A 21,235-nucleotide genomic window follows, 5' to 3' on the forward strand; every position below is an offset into this window, starting at 1 on the left:
CGTGCCCAAGGAACTCGAACGGGACCTCGGTCTCCCGTCGGTGCTGGCGATCAGTATCGGCGCGATGGTCGGGAGCGGTATCTTCATCCTCCCGGCGCTCGCGCTCGAGATGGCCGGACCGGCCGTCATCCTGGCGTACTTGCTCGCGGGCCTGCTCGTGCTCCCCGCGGCGCTGAGCAAGGCCGAGATGGCGACGGCGATGCCCGAGGCCGGCGGTACCTACATCTACATCGAGCGCGGGATGGGCCCGATGCTCGGGACGATCGCCGGCATCGGCACCTGGTTCGCGCTCTCGTTCAAGGGCGCCCTCGCCCTCGTCGGCGGCGTCCCCTACCTGGTCGTCCTGTTCGACCTCCCGGTGAAGCCGGTCGCGCTCGGCCTGGCGGCCCTGCTCATCGTCGTGAACCTCTTCGGCGCCAAGCAGACCGGTCGCCTCCAGGTCGCCATCGTCGCCGCGATGCTCGCGGCGATGGTCTGGTTCGTCGGCGGGAGCTTCGGCTCCGTCGAACGGGCGGCGTTCGACGGGTTCTTCGCCTCCGGTGGCGGCGGAATCCTCGCCGCGACCGGGTTCGTCTTCGTCTCCTACGCCGGCGTGACGAAGATCGCGAGCGTCGCCGAGGAGGTCGAGGACCCCGACCGCGTCATCCCGAAGGGGATGATCTACTCGCTCGGGTTCACGACGCTTCTGTACGTGCTGATCGTCGCCGTCATCGTCGGCGTGACGCCCGACGGGATCGTCGGCTCGAATACGCCGGTCGCCGACGTGGCGGCCGCGACCATGCCGACTGCGGGCGTCGTCGTGGTCGTCGCCGCGGCGATCCTCGCGCTCGTCAGCACCGCCAACGCCGGCCTGCTCTCGTCGTCGCGCTACCCCTTCGCGATGAGCCGTGACCAGCTCGCGCCGCCGTCGCTATCGACCATCAGCGAGCGGTTCAACACGCCGACGACGGCGATCACGCTGACCGGCGTCGTCATGCTCGGGCTGATCGCGTTCGTCCCGATCATGGAGATCGCCAAGCTCGCGAGCGCGTTCCAGATCCTCGTGTTCGTCCTCGTCAACGTCGCCGTCGTGGCATTCCGGACGAGCGACGTCGACTACGAACCGTCCTACCATTCGCCGCTGTACCCCTGGATGCAGGCGTTCGGCGTCGTCGGCGGGCTCGTCCTCCTCACGCAGATGGGGACGCTCCCGCTCGTCGGCGCCCTCGTCATTACGGTCGGGGGCGCGCTGTGGTACTACGCCTACGGCCGCCCGCGCGTCCAGCGCCAGGGCGTCGCCGCCGACGCCGTCCGCCGGCGCATCGACCGGCAGGCCGTCGCCGAGACCGACTCGGCGTTCCACGACGCCGACGACACCGACGTGCTCGTCGCCGTCACCGAGGGCACGACGGAGTCGCGCGAGCGCGCGCTCCTGACGGTCGCCGCGAGCCTGGCACGGCGCGACGACGGGACGGTCACCGTCGTCCAGTTCGACCAGGTGCCCGACCAGACGCCGCTCGACTACGCCGAGGGGATCGTCTCCGACGCCGACCGCCGCTTCGAGGAGCGAACCGCCCGACTCGTCGCCGACCTCGACGTCCCCGTCGAGTACGGCGAGGTGGTCAGCCACGACCCCGAGCGCGCGACGGTCAACTTCGCGACCGACCACAACTTCGACCAGGTCGTGGCCGAACCCGCGGCCAGCGGGCCCGTCTCGCGCCTGTTCGACGGCGGTCGGACCGAGTACGATCTGCTGACGGTCGCCGCCGAGGGGGTCGACGACCTCGACACCGTGACGCTCGTCACGGACCGCGGCCCCTTCGACCCGACGAAGGTCCGGGTCGCCGACGCGATCGCCGCGGACAAGGGCGCGTCGCTCGAACTCGTCCACGCGATCGACGCCGACGAGCCCCCCGAGCGCGCGACGGCCGTCGACGACTACCACGACTCGCTCGCCGACCTGTGTTCGGTCCCGGTCGAGTCCCGCGTCGTCAGCGGCGTCGACCGCGACGCCGCGCTCTCGGACGCCGCGAGCGGGAGCGACCTCGTGATCGCCGCGAGCGACGGCGACGTGGTCGTGCGTTCCGACCGCCTCGGCCCGGCCCACGAGAAGACAGGTCTCATCACGGTCCGCCCGCGGCCCTCGCGCCGCACCGGCCTCGTCGGCCGCCTGCTCGAACGCACCGTCTTCTGAGAGGCGGGACGCAGGCGTGGTTCCACGACCGGCACCCACTCTTCGTTCACCCCTATTCTCGTCCGGTTCGAGCCCCACCGCGAAAAAATTCGCCGTTCGTCTCGTTCGTCGCCACCGTCGATCTGTCGAGCGACGCGAGACGGATCCCGGTGGAACTATTCTCCACCGTCGGTCAGCACCTCGACGTCGTCGCCGCCTTCCTCGTTCAGGAACTCCGGCAGATCGTCCTCGGTCTCCGCCTCGGCCTCGTCGCGGTCACGGTCCCAGACGCGGGAGGTGTATTCGTGGCACATGGTATCACACCATCTAGAGACGAGGTCCAGACGCAGTTCAACCTTGCGTCGGGGGAGCCGTTCGGCGAGAATCGGCTGCGAGAGCGGCCGTTTCAGTCGGTCAGCGTCGCGGCCGCGGCGTCTTTGGCGCCTTCGACGGTCTCGGTGACGGCGTCGACGCCCTCGTCGTGGACGAGGTCGCCGACGATGACGGTGTCGGCGTACTGGGCCATCGTGTTCGCCGACTCGTAGTCGTGGATGCCGCCGCCGTAGAATAGCGTCGACTCCTCCAGCGCGTCGGCGGCCGCGCCGACGACCTCCGGGTCGCCGAACGTGCCCGAGTATTCGGCGTAGATGATCTCCTGGCCGAGCATCTGTTCGCCGACCTCGGCGTAGGCGGCCACGTCGTCGGCGTCGAGATCGCAGTTCGACTCGGTGTAGATCGCGGCCGAGGACTCCGGGTTGAGGACGATGTACCCCTCGGTGAACGTGCGCTCCCAGTCGATCTCGTCGTCGAGGCGGACCCACTCCTTTTGCATCCCGGTGAGCCACGCCACGTCACCGGCGTTCAGGACTTCCGGGACGAGGTAGCCGTCGACCCCGTCGGTGTGGACGACGTTCGTGAGGTTCGACGGTTCGATGTACAACGGGATGTCGTACTCGGCGCAGCCGTCGATGACCCAGCGCATCTTCTCCTCGGTGACGCCGGTGGTCCCGCCGACTTCGATGGCGTCCGTCCCGCACTCGGCGATATCCTCGAACGTCTCGCCGTCGACGAGGTCCTTGTCCGGGTCGACCTTCAGTATGTGGTCCCAGTCGTCCCACGGCCTCTGCATACTGGCACACACCCCACGCCCGGATAAAACGGCTTCGGATAGGGACGATCCCGGGCTGGAGTGGGTCAGGCCGTCGAACGCGCCCGCTGCGCCGCCTCGATCGTTGGCTCCAGCGCGCGACGAACGCCCTCGGCCCGCTCGGACGACTCGGTTCGTTTCGCCCGCGGGACACCAGCGAAGCGAGCGCGCCCCACCCGTGCCCGCGCTCGGGGAATCCATCGCCGTCGGTTCTATTTCGGCGGTCTCGTCGAAATCCTCGAGGAGGAACACGAGGAGTGGACCCAACGCGACGAGCGAGTCACACCCATATCCGAACGTCCGATTCAGCCGACGTGTCCGTTCGCCCTCGCCGAGTGCGTCCGAGACGAGTCCCTGTCGAGACTGAGAGCGGTGGGCAGCCTCTGCCGAGAATCGAACCCGAGGTGATTCACCGAGATACCGAGGGTAGACAGTTGGGTCAGAGACCCGTGTCGGTAGTCGCCTCGCGTTCAGTCCGGTGACTCCAGCGCAAGCGAAACGCCTGCACCAGTTCGTAGAGCCACAGGACGACGAGTGCGGCGTATCCGGGGCCAAAGAGGTACGCCGACCAGGACTGATCCTGATAGAAGAAGCCGACGCCAACCGTCAAGACCGCGATGTTCCACACCCAGACCATCCACGTCGAAATCACCGACGGGACGACTCCATCCGGGAGGAGACCGGTCGCGTCAACGTAGTCACTATCCCCCAAACGCCCGTCGCGCAGGGCAGGGAGGTTCCGGAAGTAAAGCAGCAGTCCAGCGAGTGCGATCGGAAGCGCCCACCCCACGAAGAAGAAGTGGAGAGCGCCGTCTTCGATATACGCCGGGTCCACCCACTCGACGCCGAACAGCACGAACGGTGCGAACCCCGCCGGCCCGAGCATCCAGAACTGCGCTACCAGGACCGATAACGCGATACCCGACCGGAAGTCCGCCGACCGATACGTCTGGACGAGGTTGTACAGGTACAGTGCGAACCCCGTCGCGAAGAGGACCAGCCCGGTCGCCGTGACTGTCCGACCCATCCCGATCCAGGGACCGGTTATCAGCGGAAAGATGCCGGCGACGAAGAACCACGCCGAGTAGTCCCGTAACGTCTCACTGTAGAGATCGGTACCGAGAACCCGAGGAACGAGGTCGTACAGCGTGCCGATGGCCGCGAGCCCGAGAAAACCCCACGCGTTGGCGTGGACGTGAGCCTCGCGCAAGCCGAGCCAACCACCGGGGACCTCCCAGAGGTGGGCGAACAGCCCGTACGCGTACGTGATCCCCCACAGGAACACGAAAACTGACACCAGGTACAGCCCGATCGTCGCATTCCACGCGCAGTCGCTTTGCATTACCATCCGCAGCATCACCAGTAGCAACCCGGCGACGAGGAGCCAGATAGCGACGAGCCCGCCGTCAAACGCCCAGGTGCGGCTCCACCCCCGTCCGTACCAGAGCAGGAGAAACCCGCCGTTCAACCCGACGAAGTTCAGCCAATCGTAGTACTTCGATGGCAGTGGGCGATCAAGTTTCCGTGCCGTGAGCTGGGGGAGCATTCCGACCAGTAGTTGCGTGAAGCCACCGATCGTCACGAAGTGGATGTGGCTCCACGAAACCCATCCGAGCCGCGGGACGAGATTGAATTGCGCGAGACCGTGATACACCGCTAATACGAGGCCGGCGAGCAGAAATAGGATACCCGCGAGGTGGAAGGGGGTGAACCGGATCGGGTTGCGTGTCATAGTTACACATCCGGGCGCGACCCAAAGTGGGTTCTCGCGAATAACTGAGCGTACATCGAACGTATTCGTACTTCGTATGAGTGTCATAGTCGAGCACGCCCACACTATTCGAAAGCCGTTCGCGTTCCGACGACGCCCCTCCCCCAATTCGCCTGCCGACTGTGTCGATAGCGGGTGATTCACACCACACGTCCGACGCAGCGGTCGGAGAGCGGAACAGCGAACCCGGCCTCGGACCGACGCTCTCGTTCGCACCCTGCGGAGTCTCCGCGAACGACGTGCGTGACTTCGCCCGGGCCGTGAGGCGTGGATCCCAGGGCCGAACGTGCGTCCGCGTTCCGAGGGCCGCTTCACGCCCGCTCACAGAACCCCGTTCTCGCTGCGTGCTATGGTCTTCGTGGCACCGCTCCTCTGGGTCCCCGTTCGCCGGCGCCGTGCTCGTTTGAGTCCGCTCCTGGCGCTCGATGGACTTCTCACGCCGATCGGCATCCTCTCGGGGATCTACCTCGGTCTGCCCCCCGCCCTAGTTTCGGTCGGGGCAGTTTCGATTACCACGGCGACGGCGCTGTTCGCACTCGAAGTCGTACAGATCGATGACGATGGCTCGATGCCCTCGAAACTCGAGAGGGTGACGATAATGTTCGAAGTGGAGTTTAACGGCTCGTAGTGTGTAGCATATTCATGGGACAGACGTTTCGCAGCGACCTCGAGACAGACTCACTCGCTCCGGCCCACTGGCTCGCGATACTGCTCGTCCTGATAACGGGAGTCATCCACGTGTACGCCGGACTCGTCGAAGGGCGGATTCCAGTTTCACTCGCGGGGGCCGGGTTCCTCGGCGCCGCCGTATTGGTTCTCCTGGATTACCGTCGGCCCCTTCTCTACCTGGTGGGGATCGCGTACACGGCGGTGCAGTTCCCGCTCTGGTACGTGGCGAACGCTGGCGAGTACACGACACTCGGGTACGTAGACAAGATAGTTCAGGGGGTGCTCATCGTCGTTCTCGCATACCTCTACTGGAAAGACCGGAACGCGCCTGAACGAGAGCGGGACGCGACGACCGCGTAGTCTCCCAGACTGCTCCACGTCTCCGCGTGTCTGGTGGGCGTCGGCTACCTCGCACTCTCTGGAGGTGGGTATCGCGCCGAGAGAGCCCGCAGTCCCGGATCGACGCACCGCCGGCCCCGTCGAACCGGCAGCGGTCGAGAGACAGGGGTGTCAGAGACCGTATTCGGGGGATGGATTGACGAGTGTGGAGGCGCATATCGTACACGTGGCGTATCAATTCGAGTGTGCGGCCCCGGACTGCGTGTTCCGAATCCGGGCCGCGGACGAGCAAGAGATTATCGAACAGGTCCAACGACATTCGGAAGAGCGACACGGGAAATCCCCGCCGTCGGCGGACGTGATCCGCGAGCGAATGGAGACCGTCGACGTCGAGTGATACTGCGAAACTCGGTCCCATTCGAGCCGGGCACGGCGAAGTCGCTTGCCGTCCGCGACCGTGACGTCGTCGCGTTCACCGGCAACCGCGATGTCCGCCTCGCCGACCGCGTTGCGCGAGTACTGACCGTCGGGGAGAGTCGGAACCGCGTCTAACCGAGGGCCGCGCTCTGTATTCAGCGCGACCGATTGAACCTATCACTACTCGAGGGCTTCAACAGAGTCATTTCGGCGAGTGCCGATGTACGGACGATGGCAGACGGCGCGCGACTCACGGCGGTCGAGACCGTCCACGAGGAGGGATCGTTCCTGTTCACGGCGAGCAACTCCTTCGACATGGAGGAGGAGATCATCGTGGTCCCCTGCGAGGACGAAGTCGCCGCTGACGGCGGGGCCGCGGCCGACGAGGGCGGCGTCGCCGCGTGGCTCAACCGCTGTACGCACGAAGCCCAGCGCTTCGACACCGGACGCGGCGTCCCCATGCGCGACGGCGAGATCATCTGTCCGAAGCACGGGTCGATGTTCGACGCCTGCTCGGGCGACTGTGACAACGGCGAGGCCGCCGGGACGACGCTCCCAGACGTGGACGTAGCCGTCGAAGACGGGGACGTGTATCTTGTCGATGGTGACTACACGTTCGAACACGAGGGCAAAATCGACGACGGCGACGACGGACCGAGTTCGACCTCACACGTCGGGTTCTGAACTGCGGGCGGTCAGTCGCTCTCTGCGCGTTCGTCGGCGGCGCTCGCGCCGTCGATCAGGTCCTCGGTGTCAGCCTCGGACTCCGCGTCCGCGTCGTCGTCGGGGTCGTCGTCCTCGCCGGCATCGACGTCCGGCAGTTGCGAGATCCAGTCGCGGATCTGGCCGGCGCTCACACCCTGAATCTCCGTCGCGAGGACGTCGGGGTCGACGTCGTGGAGGTCCTGTGGCGCCTCGACGCCGGCGGTCTCCAGGCGCTCGGCCGTGGCGGGGCCGACGCCGTCGAGGTCTTCGAGGTCGTCGACGGCCTGGCGGGCCTGGTACTCCCTGAAGTTGCAGATGGGACAGCCCAGTTCCCAGGGGTCGTCGCCGCTGTGGACGACCAGTTCGGGCAGGTCGTGCTCGTCGCAGTACTCGTCGGTTATCTCGATGTCGCCCCGGCGCGGGAGCGGCAGCGAGTAGTCGCAGTCCGGGTAGCGCGTACAGCCGACGAGCCGCGAACCCGAGCGGAGCTTCTTGATCGCCAGTTCGCCGCCGTGGGCTTCCCCGCAGTCCGGACACGCGCCGATGACTTCGTCCTCCGTGTCGTCGGCCTCGTCGGCCTTGCACTGCGGGCAGCCGTGGACGAACGTGTCCCGCCCGGCGAGCATCTTCACGTGGTTCAGGCCGTGCTCCTCGCAGGTCTCTTCGAGGACGAGCGGCTCGCCCGAACTCGGCAGCGGGAGCGTGTACTGGCAGTCGGGGTAGCCGTCGCAGCCGACGAAGTACGACCCCTGGCGGCTCTGGCGGATGAGCAGGTCGTGGTCGCTCTCGGGACAGGGGCCGAGGCGGCGGTCGGCCTTGAGCGACTCCTGGAGGTGGTCGCCGATGTCTTCGCGGGACGCCCGCAGCTCCTCGAACACCCGTTCGAGCATCTCGCGGGACTCCTCCGTCACGTCGTCGAGTGTCGCCTCGCCGCTGGCGATGGCGGACATGTCGGCTTCGAGCTGGGCCGTCATGTCGTCGCTGACGACGCGGTCGGCGAACTCCTCGGCGGCCTCGACGACCGCCTCGGCGATGGCGGTCGGTCGCGGCGGGTCGGACTCGATGTACCCGCGGTCGTAGAGCTTCTCGATGGTGTTGTGCCGCGTCGCTTTCGTCCCCAGTCCGAGGTCCTCCATCTTCTGGATGAGCCGCGACTGGCCGTACCGGCGGGGCGGCTGGGTCTGCTTGGCTTCGAGTTCGACGTCGCTCACGTCGAGGTGTTCGCCCTCTTCGACGGCCGGCAGGAACGACTCGCTGGCCGACGAGTAGGGGTACACGTCGTGATAGCCCGCCTCGAGCAGGCGCTTGCCCGTGGCCTTGAGCTGGCAGCCTTTCGCTTCGGCGACGACGCGAAGGTGCTCCCACGTGGCCGGTTCGGCGACCGTCGCGAAAAAGCGGCGGACGACGAGTTCGTACACTTCCCACTCGTCCTCGGAGAGGGCGCCCCGGTCGGGGAGTTCGCCCGTCGGGTGGATCGGCGGGTGGTCGGTCGTCTCGTCGTCGCCCTCGGTCGCCTCGATCTCGTCCAGATCGAGCAGCGACTCGGCGTCGTCCCCGAACTCCCGCGTCGCCACGAACTCGTCGAGCAGATCCTCGGGGTCCAGGTCGTCGGGGTAGACGGTGTTGTCCGTCCGCGGGTAGGTGATGTACCCAGTGGTGTACAGCTCCTCTGCGATGGACATCGCCCGCTGGGCGGAGTAGCCGAGCGAGCCCGCGGCGGAGATGAACGCGGTCGTGTTGAACGGCGCCGGCGGGTTGTCCGTGCGCGTGCGCCGGCGGACGGTCGTGATCTCCGCGCTCGTCGCCTCGCGGAGTCGCTCGTAGGCCTCGGTCGCGTCGTCCTCGTCCCAGACGCGCTCGGCCTCGCTGCCGTCGTCGTCGTAGAAGTACTGCGCCTCGAAGGTGTCGCCGTCTTTCGTCAGGTCGGCGAACAGCTCCCAGTAGTCCTCGGGGTCGAACGCCTGGATCTCCCGCTCGCGGTCGACGATGAGCTTCAGGGTGGGCGACTGCACCCGCCCGACGGAGATGAAGTCCTCGCCGAGTTGCCGGGCCGACAGCGAGAGGAAGCGAGTGAGCGCGGCGCCCCACACGAGGTCGATGATCTGGCGGGCCTCGCCGGCGGCGGCCAGGTCGAAGTCGATGTCGTCCGGTTCGGCGAAGGCGTTCTTGACCTCCCGTTCGGTGATCGAGGAGAAGCGGACCCGCTTGACGGGCACGTCGGTCTCGTCGCGGATGAGCTCGTAGGCTTCCTTGCCGATGAGTTCGCCCTCGCGGTCGTAGTCGGTCGCGATGACGGCCTCGTCGGCCTCGCGGGCGAGCTGTCGCAGGGTCGTGACGATGTTCTGCTGGGTCGGCGACTTGACGATGTCGGCGTCGATCAGCTCGACGGGCTCGACGTCGCGCCAGTCGGCGTACTCCTCGGGGAAGTCGACGCCGACGACGTGACCCGAGAGGCCGACGCAGCGGGTCGCGCCCCACTCGTAGACGTTGACGCCGTTGCGCTGGGTGGTACTCGCGCCGCCGTCGCTGAGGATCTCGGCGATCCGTCTGGCGGCGTTGTTCTTCTCGGTGATTATCAGCTCCACCGGGAGCCACCTCCGGGTCCGCGGGAGTCGGTCATGGGAGGCGATAGGCGTGTCCCCGCCCTAAAGGTTTCGGGCGAAATCGACCGACAGCGGGCGTGTGCGTACGATCGAGCGCCCGCGAGTGAGCGCGCGGTCGCGTCCCGCGTGCGCGTGTGCGATGGACTACTTCACGCCGCCTGTTCGGCCGCGCCGCTCGACTCCGGCTCTCGCGAAATCGCGCAGGCGGGGTCGTGGCTCGCCCGCAGCGCGCTCCCGGTCAGCAGGAGGACGCTCGCGGCGAAGAAGAGGCCGCCGACCGGCGACGAGGGGTCCATGAACGCCCAGTAGACGGGCGTGGCCGCCGCGCCGAAGAGCGCGCCGGCGGCGCCGTAGACGGCAGGCGCACAGCACCCGCAAGCGGTCGCGCCGGCGGTCGTCACGGTGCCGATCATCGCCCGGGGGGACTCGATGGCCCCGCCCGCCGTCCACTGCCTGGCGGCGAGCGCGGCGTTGCTCGCGACGAGGCCGCCCAGCACGCCGACGAGCAGCAGCGATCCCAGGGAGACGTAGCCCGACAGCGGGATCGCGGGCAGGTAGAACTCCAGCGCCGGCCAGTAGACCAGCGGCGAGGCGACCTGATACGGCGTGACGAACCCCTGGCCGACCATGTCGGCCGTCACGTCGGGGTTCACCGAGACCGTGCCCGCCGAGAACGCGTAGAAGACGGCGAACGTCGTGAACGAGACCACCGCGGTTGCCAGGGGGACCCGCATCCGCAGGACCCGCGGAAACGCGTCCCCCGCGTCGCGCCAGAGGACGTAGCCGATAGCGGCCGGCACCGCGGCGGCGAGCAGGTACCCGAACGGGTGATAGAGGCCCTCGTTTGGCATCAGCGTCGGGTAGCCGATCCACGCCGCGAGCAGGAGGCCGAGGCCGACGTACCGCGGTCGCTCCGGCCACTGCCAGCGGACGACGACGAGGCTCCCGACGGCGAGGAGGGTCGCCGTGACGGCGTTTATCACCGGGAACCAGCGCGTCCAGTCGGGCGTGGCTCCGGGCGTTATCTGGACCTCGACGAGGCCGATCGTCCCCGCGATGACCAGGACGACCCCGCCAGAGAAGAGGGCGACACCGGTCCGACCGGTCGCGTCCGCGTCCCGGAGTGACTTCCAGCCTCCCGCGACGGCGAGGATCCCCAGGATCGTGACCGCGCCGAGCAGCCAGTGAGGGGTCCCGGCGTGGGTCGTCCCGCTGTGGGCGACGACGGCGTCGATAGCGCCGGGGAACCCGCGCGCGGCCGCTCCGAGCGCCTGTCCGAGTGTCATTGTCGACTGTCGGGCCCGGACGGTCAAGGACGTTCTGATACGCGAGTCGAAAGGGGCCGCCAGTCCGGCGACCGCGACCGGCCGGAGACGATTCACCAGCGACCGACCCAGGTGGATCCGTCCGCGACGAATACGTTTACGGGCGGGTGGTCCCTCCACGCGGACAGTGAGCGAATCGGAGAGTCGCGTGGACATGACCACCGGCGCGGTGACGCCGCGCCTGTTCAAACTCGCCTGGCCGCTCGTCGCCGGCAACCTCCTCCAGACCGCCTACAACCTCGCGGACATGTTCTGGGTGGGGCGCGTCAGTGCCGAGGCCGTCGCCGCCGTCTCCCTGATGTTCCCGACCGCCTACCTCTTCATCTCCGTGGCGATGGGGCTGACCGCCGCGACCAACGCCATCGTCTCACAGCACATCGGCGCCGGCAACGAGCGCCGCGCCGAGCGGACCGTCGCCCAGTCGGTCCTCCTGGCCGTCGCCGTCGCCGTCGCGCTCGGCCTGTTCGGCTTCGCCGTCCGGAACCCGCTCGTCGCCCTCATCGGTGCCGAGGGGGCCGTCTTCGACGCCGCCGTCGCCTACATCGAGTTCGTCTTCCTCGCCATCCCCTTCACCTTCCTCTTTTTCGTCTTCCGCTCGTCACTGCGGGCCGCCGGCGACACGAAGACCGCGATGTGGCTCGTCGGCGCGAGCGCCGGCCTCAACATCGTCATCGACCCCGTGTTCATCCTCGACTGGGGCCCGTTCCTCGGCCTCGGCGCGCAGGGCGCGGCCGTCGCCACCTTCATCTCCCGGGGCGTCGCCGCCGCCATCGGCCTGTACATCCTCGTGAACGGCGGCTGGGGGATCCGCCTCCGACTCGGCGACCTGACTCCCGACCCGGCCATCCTCCGCCACCTCATCGACGTGGGTTACCCCGCGACGTTCGACGGGCTCACGCGCTCGCTCGCGGCGGTCACCTTCGCCGCGTTCGTCGCCCGCTTCGGCGCCGTCGCCACCGCCGCCTACGGCATCGGAATCAGGCTAATGTCCGTCTCGTGGACCGTCTCGGGCGCGGTCGGACAGGCCGCCGCGACCGGCGTCGGACAGAACCTCGGGGCCGTACAGCCCGACCGCGCGGCCGACGTGACGTGGAAGGCCACCGGCGGCGCGATGGCCGTCCTCTTCGCCGCCGGCGGGCTGGTCTACGCGTTCCCGGCCATCGCGATGGGCGTGTTCATCGGCGATCAAGCCGTCATCGACGCCGGCGTCACCCTGTTGCGGATCATCGCGCCCTTCTGGGCCTTCTTCGGCGGGCTGATGGTGATCCAGGGCGGGTTCCGCGGCGCCGGCCGGACGAAAGTCGCGTTCGTCCTCTCGCTGCTCTCCCGGTGGATCTTCCGCGTTCCCGTCGCCTTCGCCCTGGCGTACGCCGTCGCGCTCGACCCGGTCTCGGTGACGCCGGTCGACGTGAACGGGCTCTGGTGGGCGATGGCGTTCTCCAGTGTCGCCTCCTTCCTCGTCGGTGTCCTCTGGTTCCGCCGCGGCGGCTGGCGCGAGGCCGTCATCGACGATGACGCGGAGGTGCCTGGTGGACCGCGCGCCGGCGGTGAGGGCGTGGACGCCGACGAGGAACTGACGACCGATTAGGGCCAGTCCAGACGCTCGGGACCGGTGCGTAAGTTCCGGCTAGCGAGAGGAGGGCCGGACGCAGGCACGGTAGTCCGTCGACGGACTCCAGGTCGGAGCGGGCGCAACCACGTAATACCAGATTTACGGCGTGAGCCGCCCGTAAACGGAGGTACGGGTTTATTCGGACACCACACATCGTGAGAGTGTCGCATCCGTCGAGTGGGCGCCCGCCCACGTGATCTCTCGTGAATCACGACCCATCACAGGATCCGCAACCGTCACCACAGGAGGGACAGAACCGACCAGCCGAACCGGGAGGGAACCGGTCGCCGTCGAGTCTCGATCCCATCGAGTTCCAGCGGGATCCAGACACGGGGCGATTCCTCACCACCGAAGAGCGGGCCTACGTGGAACGGCTCAGTCAGCAGTATCCGGAACAGGTCCGGCAGGCCTACGAACAGAACGTCTCGCTCGCCGCCGTCGGGCTGGCGGTCCCGCCGAACCTCGGTGACCGGGGAACGCAGGTCGGCTCGGGGTACCAGCAACAGCAGCCGTCGCCACCGCAGCAACAGCCACCGCAGCAACAGCCACCGCAGCAACAGCCACCACAACAACAGCCACCGCAGCAACAGCTACCACAACAACCGCCGCAGCAACAGTCGTCGTTCCCGCAGCAACAAGCCGCGCAGACGGGTCAGCAGCCGACAGGGGGAGTTCAACGACCCCAGCCGTCGCAACCGCCGCAGCAACAGCCCCGACAGCAACCGTTCGAACAGCCCCAACAGCAACAGTCCCAGCAGCACCCGTCACAACAGCCGTCACAGCAGCAACCGCCACAACAGCCACCGCAGCAACAGCCGCCACAGCAACCGCCACAACAGGAACAACGGGGCCAGTCGCGACAGGCGGATCGACCGTACGGACCGGGAGAGCAGCAGTTCCAGGGATCACAGCCGTCGGCACCCGCCGGCGAACAACCCGCGGCGCAGGTGCAGATGCCCGACCGCGAACAGGCCGCCCAACAGCCCGTTCAGCCGGAGACGCCGTCGGAATCCGGACAGAGCCCCACGGACGTCCCGATAGAGACGCCGGGGGCGGAGCAAGGGGAGACAGACGTTCCAGTGCAGACCGGGGGGACGAGTGAGCAAGCGCGACGACCGGGTCAGCGCCGGCGCCGACAGCAGCGCTGGTCGTGGTGGTACAACTGGTGAAGACGGGCGCGGCGTCGTCCGGCGACCCGTCGCCCCGCTTTCGGCCGGGAGTACTCCCATATCGGTCCCAACCCGATCCGGTACCGAACCGCGTCGCTCTCCGGTCGTCGAACGCAGATCCCCGAGTACTGGTACGACTCCGGCAGACCCCGACCGAGCAGGGGCCAATCTTGTAGTGGGTTGCGCCCGCACCGCCGGCATGGACTTCGGCTACCACCACGCGAGTTTCGACTACGTGGACCGCCCGGACAGCCCCGCCATCGAGTCCACGGTCGAGCGCGCCCAGTGGCTCGAATCCGAGGGGTTCACCTGGTTCTCGCTGATGGACCACGTCTGGCAGCTCCCATTCGTCGGCCAGCGCGACGAGCCCTTCCTCGACTGCTATACGGCCCTGCCCGCCATCGCGCAGGCAACAGACACGCTGGAACTGAGCGCACTCGTCACCTGCCCGCACTACCGGAACCCCGGCTACCTCGGCCGCACTCTGGCCACCCTCGACCACGTCTCGGGCGGCCGCGCCGTGCTCGGCATCGGCGCCGGCTGGTACGAGGACGAGTACGACGCGATGGATCTGGAGTACCCGGACATCGCCACCCGAAATCGACAGATGCGCGAGACCATCGAGATCTGCCGGGCGATGTGGACCGAGGACTCGCCCGTCTCCTACCAGGGCGAGCACTACGAGATAGACGACTTCTACTGCGATCCCAAGCCCGACGACGGGATTCCAGTGCTCGTCGGCGGTGGCGGCGAGGAGCTGACCCTGCGCGCGACCGCGGAGTACGCCGACCGCTGGAACGTCCCCTCGGGCGACCCCGACGCCATCGACCACAAGCTCGACGTGCTCGAAGGCCACTGCGAGGACCTCGGCACCGACGACGACGCCATCACGAAGACCGTCGGCAACCGGACCGTCATCCGGGAGTCGAGCGAGGACGCCCACGAGACCTACGAGGAACTGATGGCGCGGACCGAGGAGGGACCGACGCCGCGCGAGGAAGGCCGGGGTACCGTCGGGTCGCCGGCCGAAGTCGCGCACCGGCTGGAGCGATTCGACGAGGTCGGCGTCGACACGTTCATGCTCATGGTCCCCTCGAACGACCGCCGCACCGTCGAGTTGTTCGTCGACGAAGTGATGGGCTCGGTGTAGACTCTCGGCCGGCGTCGACTGCACCGGCACTCGCCGTCGTCTCGGAATCGAAAACCTGGACCAAAAAGCCGAACGCTCGCTTCGTTCGCGTTCGGTGACTATCCGTCCAGTTCGTCCCGCAGCAACTGATTCACGTCCCCGGGGTCCGCCGACCCTCCCGTCTTCTGCATGACCTGCCCGACGAGGAAGTTGATGGCACCGCCCTCGCCGTCGTGGTAGTCCTCGACGGCGTCGGGGTTCTCGTCGATGGCTTCGACCACTGCGTCCTGGATCTCGTCGCCGCTGGTCTTGCCGAGGCCCTCGCGCTCGACGATGTCGTCGGGGGCGTCGCCGTCGTCGAGCATCCCGCGGAGCACGGTCTCGCGGGCGTTCTTGGTCGTGATCTCGTCGGTGGCGACGAGTTCGACGAGGCGCTCGATCTCGTCGAAGCGGTCGGAGACGTCCGTGATCTGCATGTCGCGGTAGTTCAACTCGCCCAGGAGTTCGTCGGCGACCCACGTCGCGGCCAGGTCGGGGTCGAACTGCTCGGCGACGTCCTCGAAGAAGTCCGCGACCTCTTTCGTGCTCGTGAGTTTGTCCGCGGCCTCCTCGTTGAGGCCGTACTCCTCGCGGAAGCGCTCGCGGCGTGCGTCCGGGAGCTCCGGGATGTCGATCGCCTGTTTCCAGTCGCTGACGCGCAGCGGCGGCAGGTCGGCCTCGCGGAAGTAGCGGTAGTCCTTCTCCTCCTCCTTGGAGCGCATCGAGAGAGTGACGCCCTTGGACTCGTCCCAGTGGCGGGTCTCCTGCTCGACGGCGCGGCCGCGCTGGATCGCGTTCTTCTGGCGGGTCTCCTCGTAGGCCAGCGCCTTCTCGGCGCCTTTGTGACTGGAGATGTTCTTGACCTCCGTGCGGTTCGGGTCGGTCTCGTCCAGGACCGACGCGTCGATCTCGTCGGCGTCCACGTCACTCAGGTCGACGATGGAGAGGTTTGCGTCCACGCGCAGGGAGCCGTCGCGGGTCGCGTCGAAGATGCCGAGGTACTCCAGCACCTCGGTGAGTTTGGCGAGGAACGAGCGGACTTCGTCCGGCGAGCGGAAGTCCGGCTTTGTGACGATCTCCATCAGCGGCGTGCCCGCGCGGTTGTAGTCGACCAGCGTGTAGTCCGCGGTGTCGATCGAGCCGCCCTTGTGCTGGAGGCTGCCGGGATCCTCTTCGAGGTGGGCGCGGCGGATGTCGACCGAGCGGCGTTCGCCCTCGACGGAGAACTCGAGTTCGCCGTCCTGGCAGATCGCGGCGTCGTACTGGGTGATCTGGAAGTTCTTGGGCAGGTCGGGGTAGTAGTAGTTCTTCCGGTGGAACGTGGTCTCCTCGGGGATGGTGGCGTCGATGGCCTTGCCGACCTTGACGGCGGCCTCGACGGCGCCCTCGTTGAGAACCGGGAGCGCGCCGGGCAGGCCCAGACACACCGGGCAGGTGTGGGTGTTGGGCTCGTCGTCGCCGACGTCGGTCGAGCAGTCGCAGAAGATCTTCGTGTCCGTCTCGAGCTGGACGTGGACCTCCAGCCCGATGACGGTCGCGAGGTCTCCCGTCTCGACGGCTTGTGCGGTCATTACCCGCGATTCGTGACGGCCCGGCTAAAGGCTAACGACCACGTGCGGGGAGAGAGACGATGGGTTCGACCCCTCGCGGGAGCGACCCGAGGCCGCGGGTCAGGACCCGCGACGCCGCCGCGCGAACAGCCCGACCGGTGCGAGGGCCGCGAGACCGAGCAGGAGGTGCCCGTTCGATTCAGTCGGTGAGCGGTCCGTCGGATTCGCCACACTCACGCGTTCCGGGGATTCTACATGCGCGGCCGCGCCCGCCCCCGAGCCGTCCGCAATCTCGACCCCGGCCTGGACGACCAGATCGTCCACCGACGCCGAGACGTAGGCGGTCTGTGTGAACGCCGTCGCGTTCTCGGGCAGCGTCGGTCGGTCGCCGACGGTAGCGTGATACGAGGTCGTTCCGTTGTCCTCCGTCCGGTAGACGTAGAACGTGTCACCGGACTCGACGCGCTCGTCGAGTGTCACGGACCCGAGGGACTCCCACGTGTCGGTCGAGTTGACGTGCACAGTGGTCCCCGCGTCCAGCGCGGGGCCGTCGGTGAAGTCCACGGCGAACAGTTTGCCGTCCGCCTCGGCGCTCGCCTCCGCGTGGGGCGGTTCCGAGAGCCAGGACGGTTCGGTCACGAACGTGCCGGAGCGCCGTTCGACCTCGACGGTGAACGTCCGGGTCTCGGTCTCGCCGTCCCGTTCGACGGTGTACGTGATCGACCCGTTGGTGATCAGCCCATCGCCGTTCACGTCGAGCGAACCGTCGATGGAACGGACCTCGCCAGTGGTCCAGGGGGCCGACTCCTCGGCCACGCCCGTCGCGTTCAGGACGACGCGCTTCCCGCTGTCGGTGTCCCGCACACCGACCGCGTCCCACTGGGCCGTCCGGAGGTGCGACGAGACGAGGTCGCGCGGTTGCTCCACCTCGAGTTCGCTGATCTCCGTAACCACGGTCGGTCCGGTCGCGTACGCGGTGACCGGGAAATCGGATTTGTAGCCCGCCGCGTCTGGCCCGAGGAAAGCGAACGTCTCAGACGAGCCCCGACTGGACTCCATGAGCGCCACCTCGCTGTCGTTCTCGGCTCGGACGGTGAGCACGTTCCCGCTTTCGTTCGTCACCCCTGCCTCGACGACGTACTCGATCTCGTCGAGTCTGTCCCTGTAGGCGGTCTCGACTTCGTCGGCGTAGACGTTCTCCGTGTACACGCCAGGAGGCAGATCCATCGTCGAGAGCGGTTCGAGCCCCTCTGGCGGCGTCGCCGTCGGTGTGGGCGTGGCCGTCGCCGTCGGAGTCGGCACGTCGTCGTCTTCGGCCTCCGGTTCGTCGGTCGGAGTCGGTGTTGCCGTCGACGTGGGCGTCTCCGTCGGTGTCGGTGTCGCGGTCGGGGTCGGGGTGGGCGACGCCGTCGGAGTCGCCACCGGTGTCGGCGATGGGGTCGGCGACGGCGACGCTGTCGGAGTGGGTGAGGCCGTCGGCGACGGTGTCGAAGGAGGGGTCGCCGTCCGCGTCGGCGTCTCGGCGTCTACGGGGGCGGTGGTCGGCACCGCCGTCGGCGTTGCGGTCGGCGAGTTGCCTCCGTCGTCTGGCTGTCTCTCCGTCTCTGTCGGTGCGTCAGTTGCTCCGTCGGGCGTCTGCGGGGTCGCGGTCTGCGACCCGCCGAAGGCATTGCAACCCGCGAGGAGGACCAGTCCAACGACTGCGAGGGCGGCAAAGCGGTGACCCATAGCGGGATGATACATTACTTATTGAAAACATTTAATGTCTGGATAGAAAGCTGTCACCGTGGACACCAGCGATTCGACGTGCCCGACTCGTCGTCACTCCGCGTCCGTCTCGACGCCGGCCTGGAACGTGGCGTTGTCTTGCTCACCGGTTACCCGAACGCGGCCGGAGAAGGCCGTCGCGTTCTCGGGCAGTTCCGGTCGTTCGCCCGCCGAGAGGTGGACCACGGCGTTCTCACCCTTGCCGGTGCGGTGCAGGTAGACGGTGTCCCCCGGAGCGATCACCTCGGAGACGGTGACGTTCCCGACGTGCTCGCGTTCGGCCGTGAGCGACAGCGTGGTCCCCGATTCGACGGGGGTCCCGCCAGTGTGGTCGAGCGCGAGCAGTCGCCCGTCTTCGGCCGTCGAGAGTTCCACGTTGGGCGCCTCGGCGAGCCACTCCGGCGCCGACAGGCTTTCGGGCTCGACGGGTTCGACAGTCAACACCGTCGAAGCGGTCCGGACCGACCCGTTCACGTCGGCCGTAATGGTGACGTTCGCGTCCCGGACGAGCCCATCGCTGGTGACGGCCATCCGGGCGTCCACGTCGCGGGCTTGGGTTCCCTCGCTGAGGACTGGCGGCACGACCAGCCCGCCGTCGCGGGCGACCGTCTCGTTCAGGCTCGACGCCTCGAAGACGAGTCGCTGCTCGCCGTCGACCGCCGTCACGCCGGCGGGCTCCCACTCCATCGCCCGGAGCCACTCCGTCCCGAAGTTGACGGTGAAAATGTTGATGATGCTCACCTGCGAGACCAGCGACGTCTCGCCGTGGCCGTAGGTGACCCCGCCGCTGGTCCCGTTGTGAATGCCGTACGTCGGCGACCCGTCGTAGAGCTCCAGCGCGCCGTCGCGATCCCCTGGTTCGATGCGCAACTTCGTCACCGCGGTGTCGTTTCTCAGCACCAGCCGGCTGTCGGCGCCCGTCGAGTTCCTGACCTCCGTCACCAGCGCGTAGCTACCGTCCGAGAGCCGATTCCGATAGCTGTCGAGCAGTTTCGACTTGTCGGCGATGTCGTCTTCTGTCACGCCGGGCGGTAGCGAGTCCATCGCCGACACCGGGTCGAGGTCGCTCGCCGCAGGTGTCGCCGTCGCGGTCGCCGTCGTCGCGGCAGTGGCCGTCCCAGTTGGCGACGCGGACGGCGACGACGACTGTGACGGCGCTTCAGGTGTCACCGTTTCACCTCCACCAGATCCGCCGATACCCAACGTACTACACCCCGAGAGCAACACGAGCGCGATCACTCCGAACGTCGCGTACCGACCCATATTCGCTCGTTCACTGACACTGTCAAAAATGTTCTGCATCGTACCTGTCAACGCGTCCGTTCGTGCCGGTCGAGACAGCAGTGCGAAGCGGTGTCGTCAGGTGGTTGATCGGCGGATCGTGCGACTACGCTGCCTCGCCGCCTCCGGCGGACGCGTCGCTCGCTATCTCGACCGCGGCGGCGAACTCGACGTCGCCCTGCGAACCGCGGATCCCGATCTGTCCGGAGAACGCGGTCGCGTTCTCGGGCAGCGTCGGCCGCTCGTTCACCGAGAGGTGGGGCGTTCGGTCGAAACTCTCGCCGGTCGCGTAGACGTAGAGCGTGTCGCCCTCGCCGATCGGCTGGTCGGACGAGACGTTCCCCATCGACGAGAACCCGCCGCCGACGGTGAGGTTCGTCCCCGCCTCGATCGTCGGGCCGCCGGTGTGCTCGACGACGAGCAGTTCGTCCTCGGCCGTCGTCGAGGCCGTCAGTTGCGGGGCGTTCGAGAGCCAGCCCGGCCGGTCGAGCGACCCCGCTTCGAGGTCGGCGGCCGTGTACGAGACCGTCTGCGTGTACGTCTCTCCGCTCGCCGGCTCCACCGTGAGTGTCACTTCCAGGGCGCGCACGAGGCCGTCCGGCGTGACTTCCAGCCGCGCGTCGACCGACTGGACCTCGCTCCCGGAGTCTGTCAGGCCGCCGCTCCCGGACTGGCGCTCGCTCCGGGAGCGCAGTTCGTCCGCCTGCAGGACGAGACGCGCTTCGCCGTCGTCAGTCGTGTACGAGCCCGCGGTCTCCCAGTCGGGCGCGCCGACGTACGCCTGCGGGAGGATGTAGACGATACCCGTGACGAACGTGGCGGCGAACCGCGAGTTCGTCGGGCCGTGCCCGTAGGCGACCTCGCCCGACGACCGGTTGTAGATGCCCGACTCCTCCGAGTCGAAGTACACCGACAGGTCGGTCGACGCGCCGAGGGCCCCCTGGCTCTCGGTGATCCGCACCAGCGAGGACTCGGTGTCGTTGGCGATCCGGAGCCGACCGGTCCCCTCTTTCGAGGAGTTTTCGATGGTCACCTCCAGGTCGACGCCGCCCGCGGTGAGCAGCCGCTGGTTCTCGGCCGCGAGCGCGCTCACGTTGGTCACCGACCCGCCCTCGACGCCCGGCGGCACCGACGACAGCGCCGAGACCGGTTCGAGGTCCCCGACGGGCGTCGACTCCGGCACCGCAGTCGGCGTGGCCGTCGCGGTCTGGGTCGCCGTGACCGTCGGAGTCGTCGACGGCGTCTCCGTCGACGCCGGTGTTTCGGTCGCCGTTTCGGCCGCCTCGGTCGCCGCCGTTTCCGTGTCGTCCGCCCCCGCGGTGTCAGCCGGCGTCGCCGTCGATCCGTCGCCCCCGATGGCGGCACAGCCCGAGAGGACGACCAGCGCGGCCACTGCCAGCGCGATCAGCCTGTTGTCCATGCCCCGACGCTCAGACCGGTGTCAGATAAGCGTAGCGGAACTGACACGGGAGATACGTGTTCTGAATCGAGGTTTGCGCCGGTGGAACGCCGCCGGAGGCCGTCGCGAGTAGGCGCTACCTATCAGGTTCGGGGGGAATG

The 21,235-nt window shown here is 67.9% G+C and carries 18 protein-coding genes; 8 read left to right on the top strand and 10 right to left on the bottom strand.

The features are described 5' to 3' along the window. Position 1 precedes the first annotated feature (1 nt). On the top strand, positions 2-2,173 hold the full coding sequence (locus ACMGFE_RS17440; protein WP_436926509.1) for an amino acid permease: 2,172 nt from the start codon (positions 2-4) through the stop codon (positions 2,171-2,173). Positions 2,174-2,328: 155 nt separating this feature from the next. Here the strand turns inward: ACMGFE_RS17440 and ACMGFE_RS17445 are convergent, their stop codons facing one another. The 3 genes from ACMGFE_RS17445 to ACMGFE_RS17455 form a co-directional block, all read right to left on the bottom strand. Next, positions 2,329-2,466 (bottom strand): hypothetical protein, encoded by a 138-nt coding sequence (locus tag ACMGFE_RS17445; protein WP_436926510.1) that lies wholly within the window; start codon positions 2,464-2,466, stop codon positions 2,329-2,331. A gap of 92 nt (positions 2,467-2,558) precedes the next feature. Then, positions 2,559-3,281 carry a phosphoglycerol geranylgeranyltransferase gene (locus tag ACMGFE_RS17450; RefSeq protein ID WP_436926511.1) on the bottom strand — a complete coding sequence of 241 codons (723 nt, stop codon included), beginning with the start codon at positions 3,279-3,281 and terminating at the stop codon, positions 2,559-2,561. 457 nt (positions 3,282-3,738) lie between these two features. Then, positions 3,739-5,031, bottom strand: coding sequence for a hypothetical protein (locus ACMGFE_RS17455; RefSeq protein ID WP_436926512.1), 1,293 nt, complete (start codon positions 5,029-5,031; stop codon positions 3,739-3,741). A 442-nt stretch (positions 5,032-5,473) separates the two neighbouring features. Between ACMGFE_RS17455 and ACMGFE_RS17460 the strand changes: the two genes are divergently transcribed. The 4 genes from ACMGFE_RS17460 (at position 5,474) to ACMGFE_RS17475 (ending at position 7,179) form a co-directional block, all read left to right on the top strand. After that, a complete protein-coding gene (locus ACMGFE_RS17460) occupies positions 5,474-5,698 on the top strand; it encodes a hypothetical protein (RefSeq protein WP_436926513.1) in 225 nt (74 codons plus the stop codon). A 14-nt stretch (positions 5,699-5,712) separates the two neighbouring features. After that, on the top strand, positions 5,713-6,099 hold the full coding sequence (locus ACMGFE_RS17465; RefSeq protein ID WP_436926514.1) for a DUF7475 family protein: 387 nt from the start codon (positions 5,713-5,715) through the stop codon (positions 6,097-6,099). A gap of 205 nt (positions 6,100-6,304) precedes the next feature. Next, positions 6,305-6,475 carry a DUF1059 domain-containing protein gene (locus ACMGFE_RS17470; RefSeq protein ID WP_436926515.1) on the top strand — a complete coding sequence of 57 codons (171 nt, stop codon included), beginning with the start codon at positions 6,305-6,307 and terminating at the stop codon, positions 6,473-6,475. 251 nt (positions 6,476-6,726) lie between these two features. Further along, a complete protein-coding gene (locus ACMGFE_RS17475; protein WP_436926516.1) occupies positions 6,727-7,179 on the top strand; it encodes a Rieske (2Fe-2S) protein in 453 nt (150 codons plus the stop codon). Between the two features lie 11 nt (positions 7,180-7,190). Here the strand turns inward: ACMGFE_RS17475 and ACMGFE_RS17480 are convergent, their stop codons facing one another. Continuing rightward, entirely contained in the window at positions 7,191-9,785 is a 2,595-nt protein-coding gene (locus ACMGFE_RS17480) for a DNA topoisomerase I (RefSeq protein WP_436926517.1), read from the bottom strand. Positions 9,786-9,952: 167 nt separating this feature from the next. Next, entirely contained in the window at positions 9,953-11,089 is a 1,137-nt protein-coding gene (locus ACMGFE_RS17485) for a hypothetical protein (protein ID WP_436926518.1), read from the bottom strand. Between the two features lie 193 nt (positions 11,090-11,282). Here ACMGFE_RS17485 and ACMGFE_RS17490 point away from each other — a divergent pair, with 193 nt between their 5' ends. Further along, complete coding sequence (locus tag ACMGFE_RS17490) at positions 11,283-12,716, top strand: MATE family efflux transporter (RefSeq protein ID WP_436926695.1); 1,434 nt, start codon at positions 11,283-11,285, stop codon at positions 12,714-12,716. 260 nt (positions 12,717-12,976) lie between these two features. Here ACMGFE_RS17490 and ACMGFE_RS17495 read toward each other — a convergent pair whose 3' ends face one another. After that, on the bottom strand, positions 12,977-13,327 hold the full coding sequence (locus ACMGFE_RS17495; protein WP_436926519.1) for a hypothetical protein: 351 nt from the start codon (positions 13,325-13,327) through the stop codon (positions 12,977-12,979). Between the two features lie 781 nt (positions 13,328-14,108). On the opposite strand from ACMGFE_RS17495, the gene ACMGFE_RS17500 reads away from it, so the two are divergent. After that, entirely contained in the window at positions 14,109-15,059 is a 951-nt protein-coding gene (locus tag ACMGFE_RS17500) for a TIGR03560 family F420-dependent LLM class oxidoreductase (RefSeq protein ID WP_436926520.1), read from the top strand. A gap of 98 nt (positions 15,060-15,157) precedes the next feature. Here the strand turns inward: ACMGFE_RS17500 and gatB are convergent, their stop codons facing one another. Then, positions 15,158-16,648: an Asp-tRNA(Asn)/Glu-tRNA(Gln) amidotransferase subunit GatB gene (gatB, locus tag ACMGFE_RS17505; RefSeq protein ID WP_436926521.1), complete on the bottom strand. Its 1,491-nt coding sequence runs from the start codon at positions 16,646-16,648 to the stop codon at positions 15,158-15,160. A gap of 99 nt (positions 16,649-16,747) precedes the next feature. Beyond that, positions 16,748-17,929: a hypothetical protein gene (locus ACMGFE_RS17510; protein WP_436926522.1), complete on the bottom strand. Its 1,182-nt coding sequence runs from the start codon at positions 17,927-17,929 to the stop codon at positions 16,748-16,750. Between ACMGFE_RS17510 and ACMGFE_RS17515 the strand changes: the two genes are divergently transcribed. Continuing rightward, positions 17,904-18,350 (top strand): hypothetical protein, encoded by a 447-nt coding sequence (locus ACMGFE_RS17515; RefSeq protein WP_436926523.1) that lies wholly within the window; start codon positions 17,904-17,906, stop codon positions 18,348-18,350. The genes ACMGFE_RS17510 and ACMGFE_RS17515 overlap by 26 nt on opposite strands. A 98-nt stretch (positions 18,351-18,448) precedes the next feature. Here ACMGFE_RS17515 and ACMGFE_RS17520 read toward each other — a convergent pair whose 3' ends face one another. Together ACMGFE_RS17520 and ACMGFE_RS17525 are read right to left on the bottom strand one after the other, a co-directional pair. Further along, on the bottom strand, positions 18,449-19,657 hold the full coding sequence (locus tag ACMGFE_RS17520; RefSeq protein WP_436926524.1) for a hypothetical protein: 1,209 nt from the start codon (positions 19,655-19,657) through the stop codon (positions 18,449-18,451). Between the two features lie 124 nt (positions 19,658-19,781). Further along, positions 19,782-21,095: a DUF7537 family lipoprotein gene (locus ACMGFE_RS17525; RefSeq protein WP_436926525.1), complete on the bottom strand. Its 1,314-nt coding sequence runs from the start codon at positions 21,093-21,095 to the stop codon at positions 19,782-19,784. Between the last annotated feature and the right edge of the window lie 140 nt (positions 21,096-21,235).

This window comes from Halosimplex amylolyticum (assembly GCF_051414035.1).
Taxonomy (GTDB): domain Archaea; phylum Halobacteriota; class Halobacteria; order Halobacteriales; family Haloarculaceae; genus Halosimplex; species Halosimplex amylolyticum.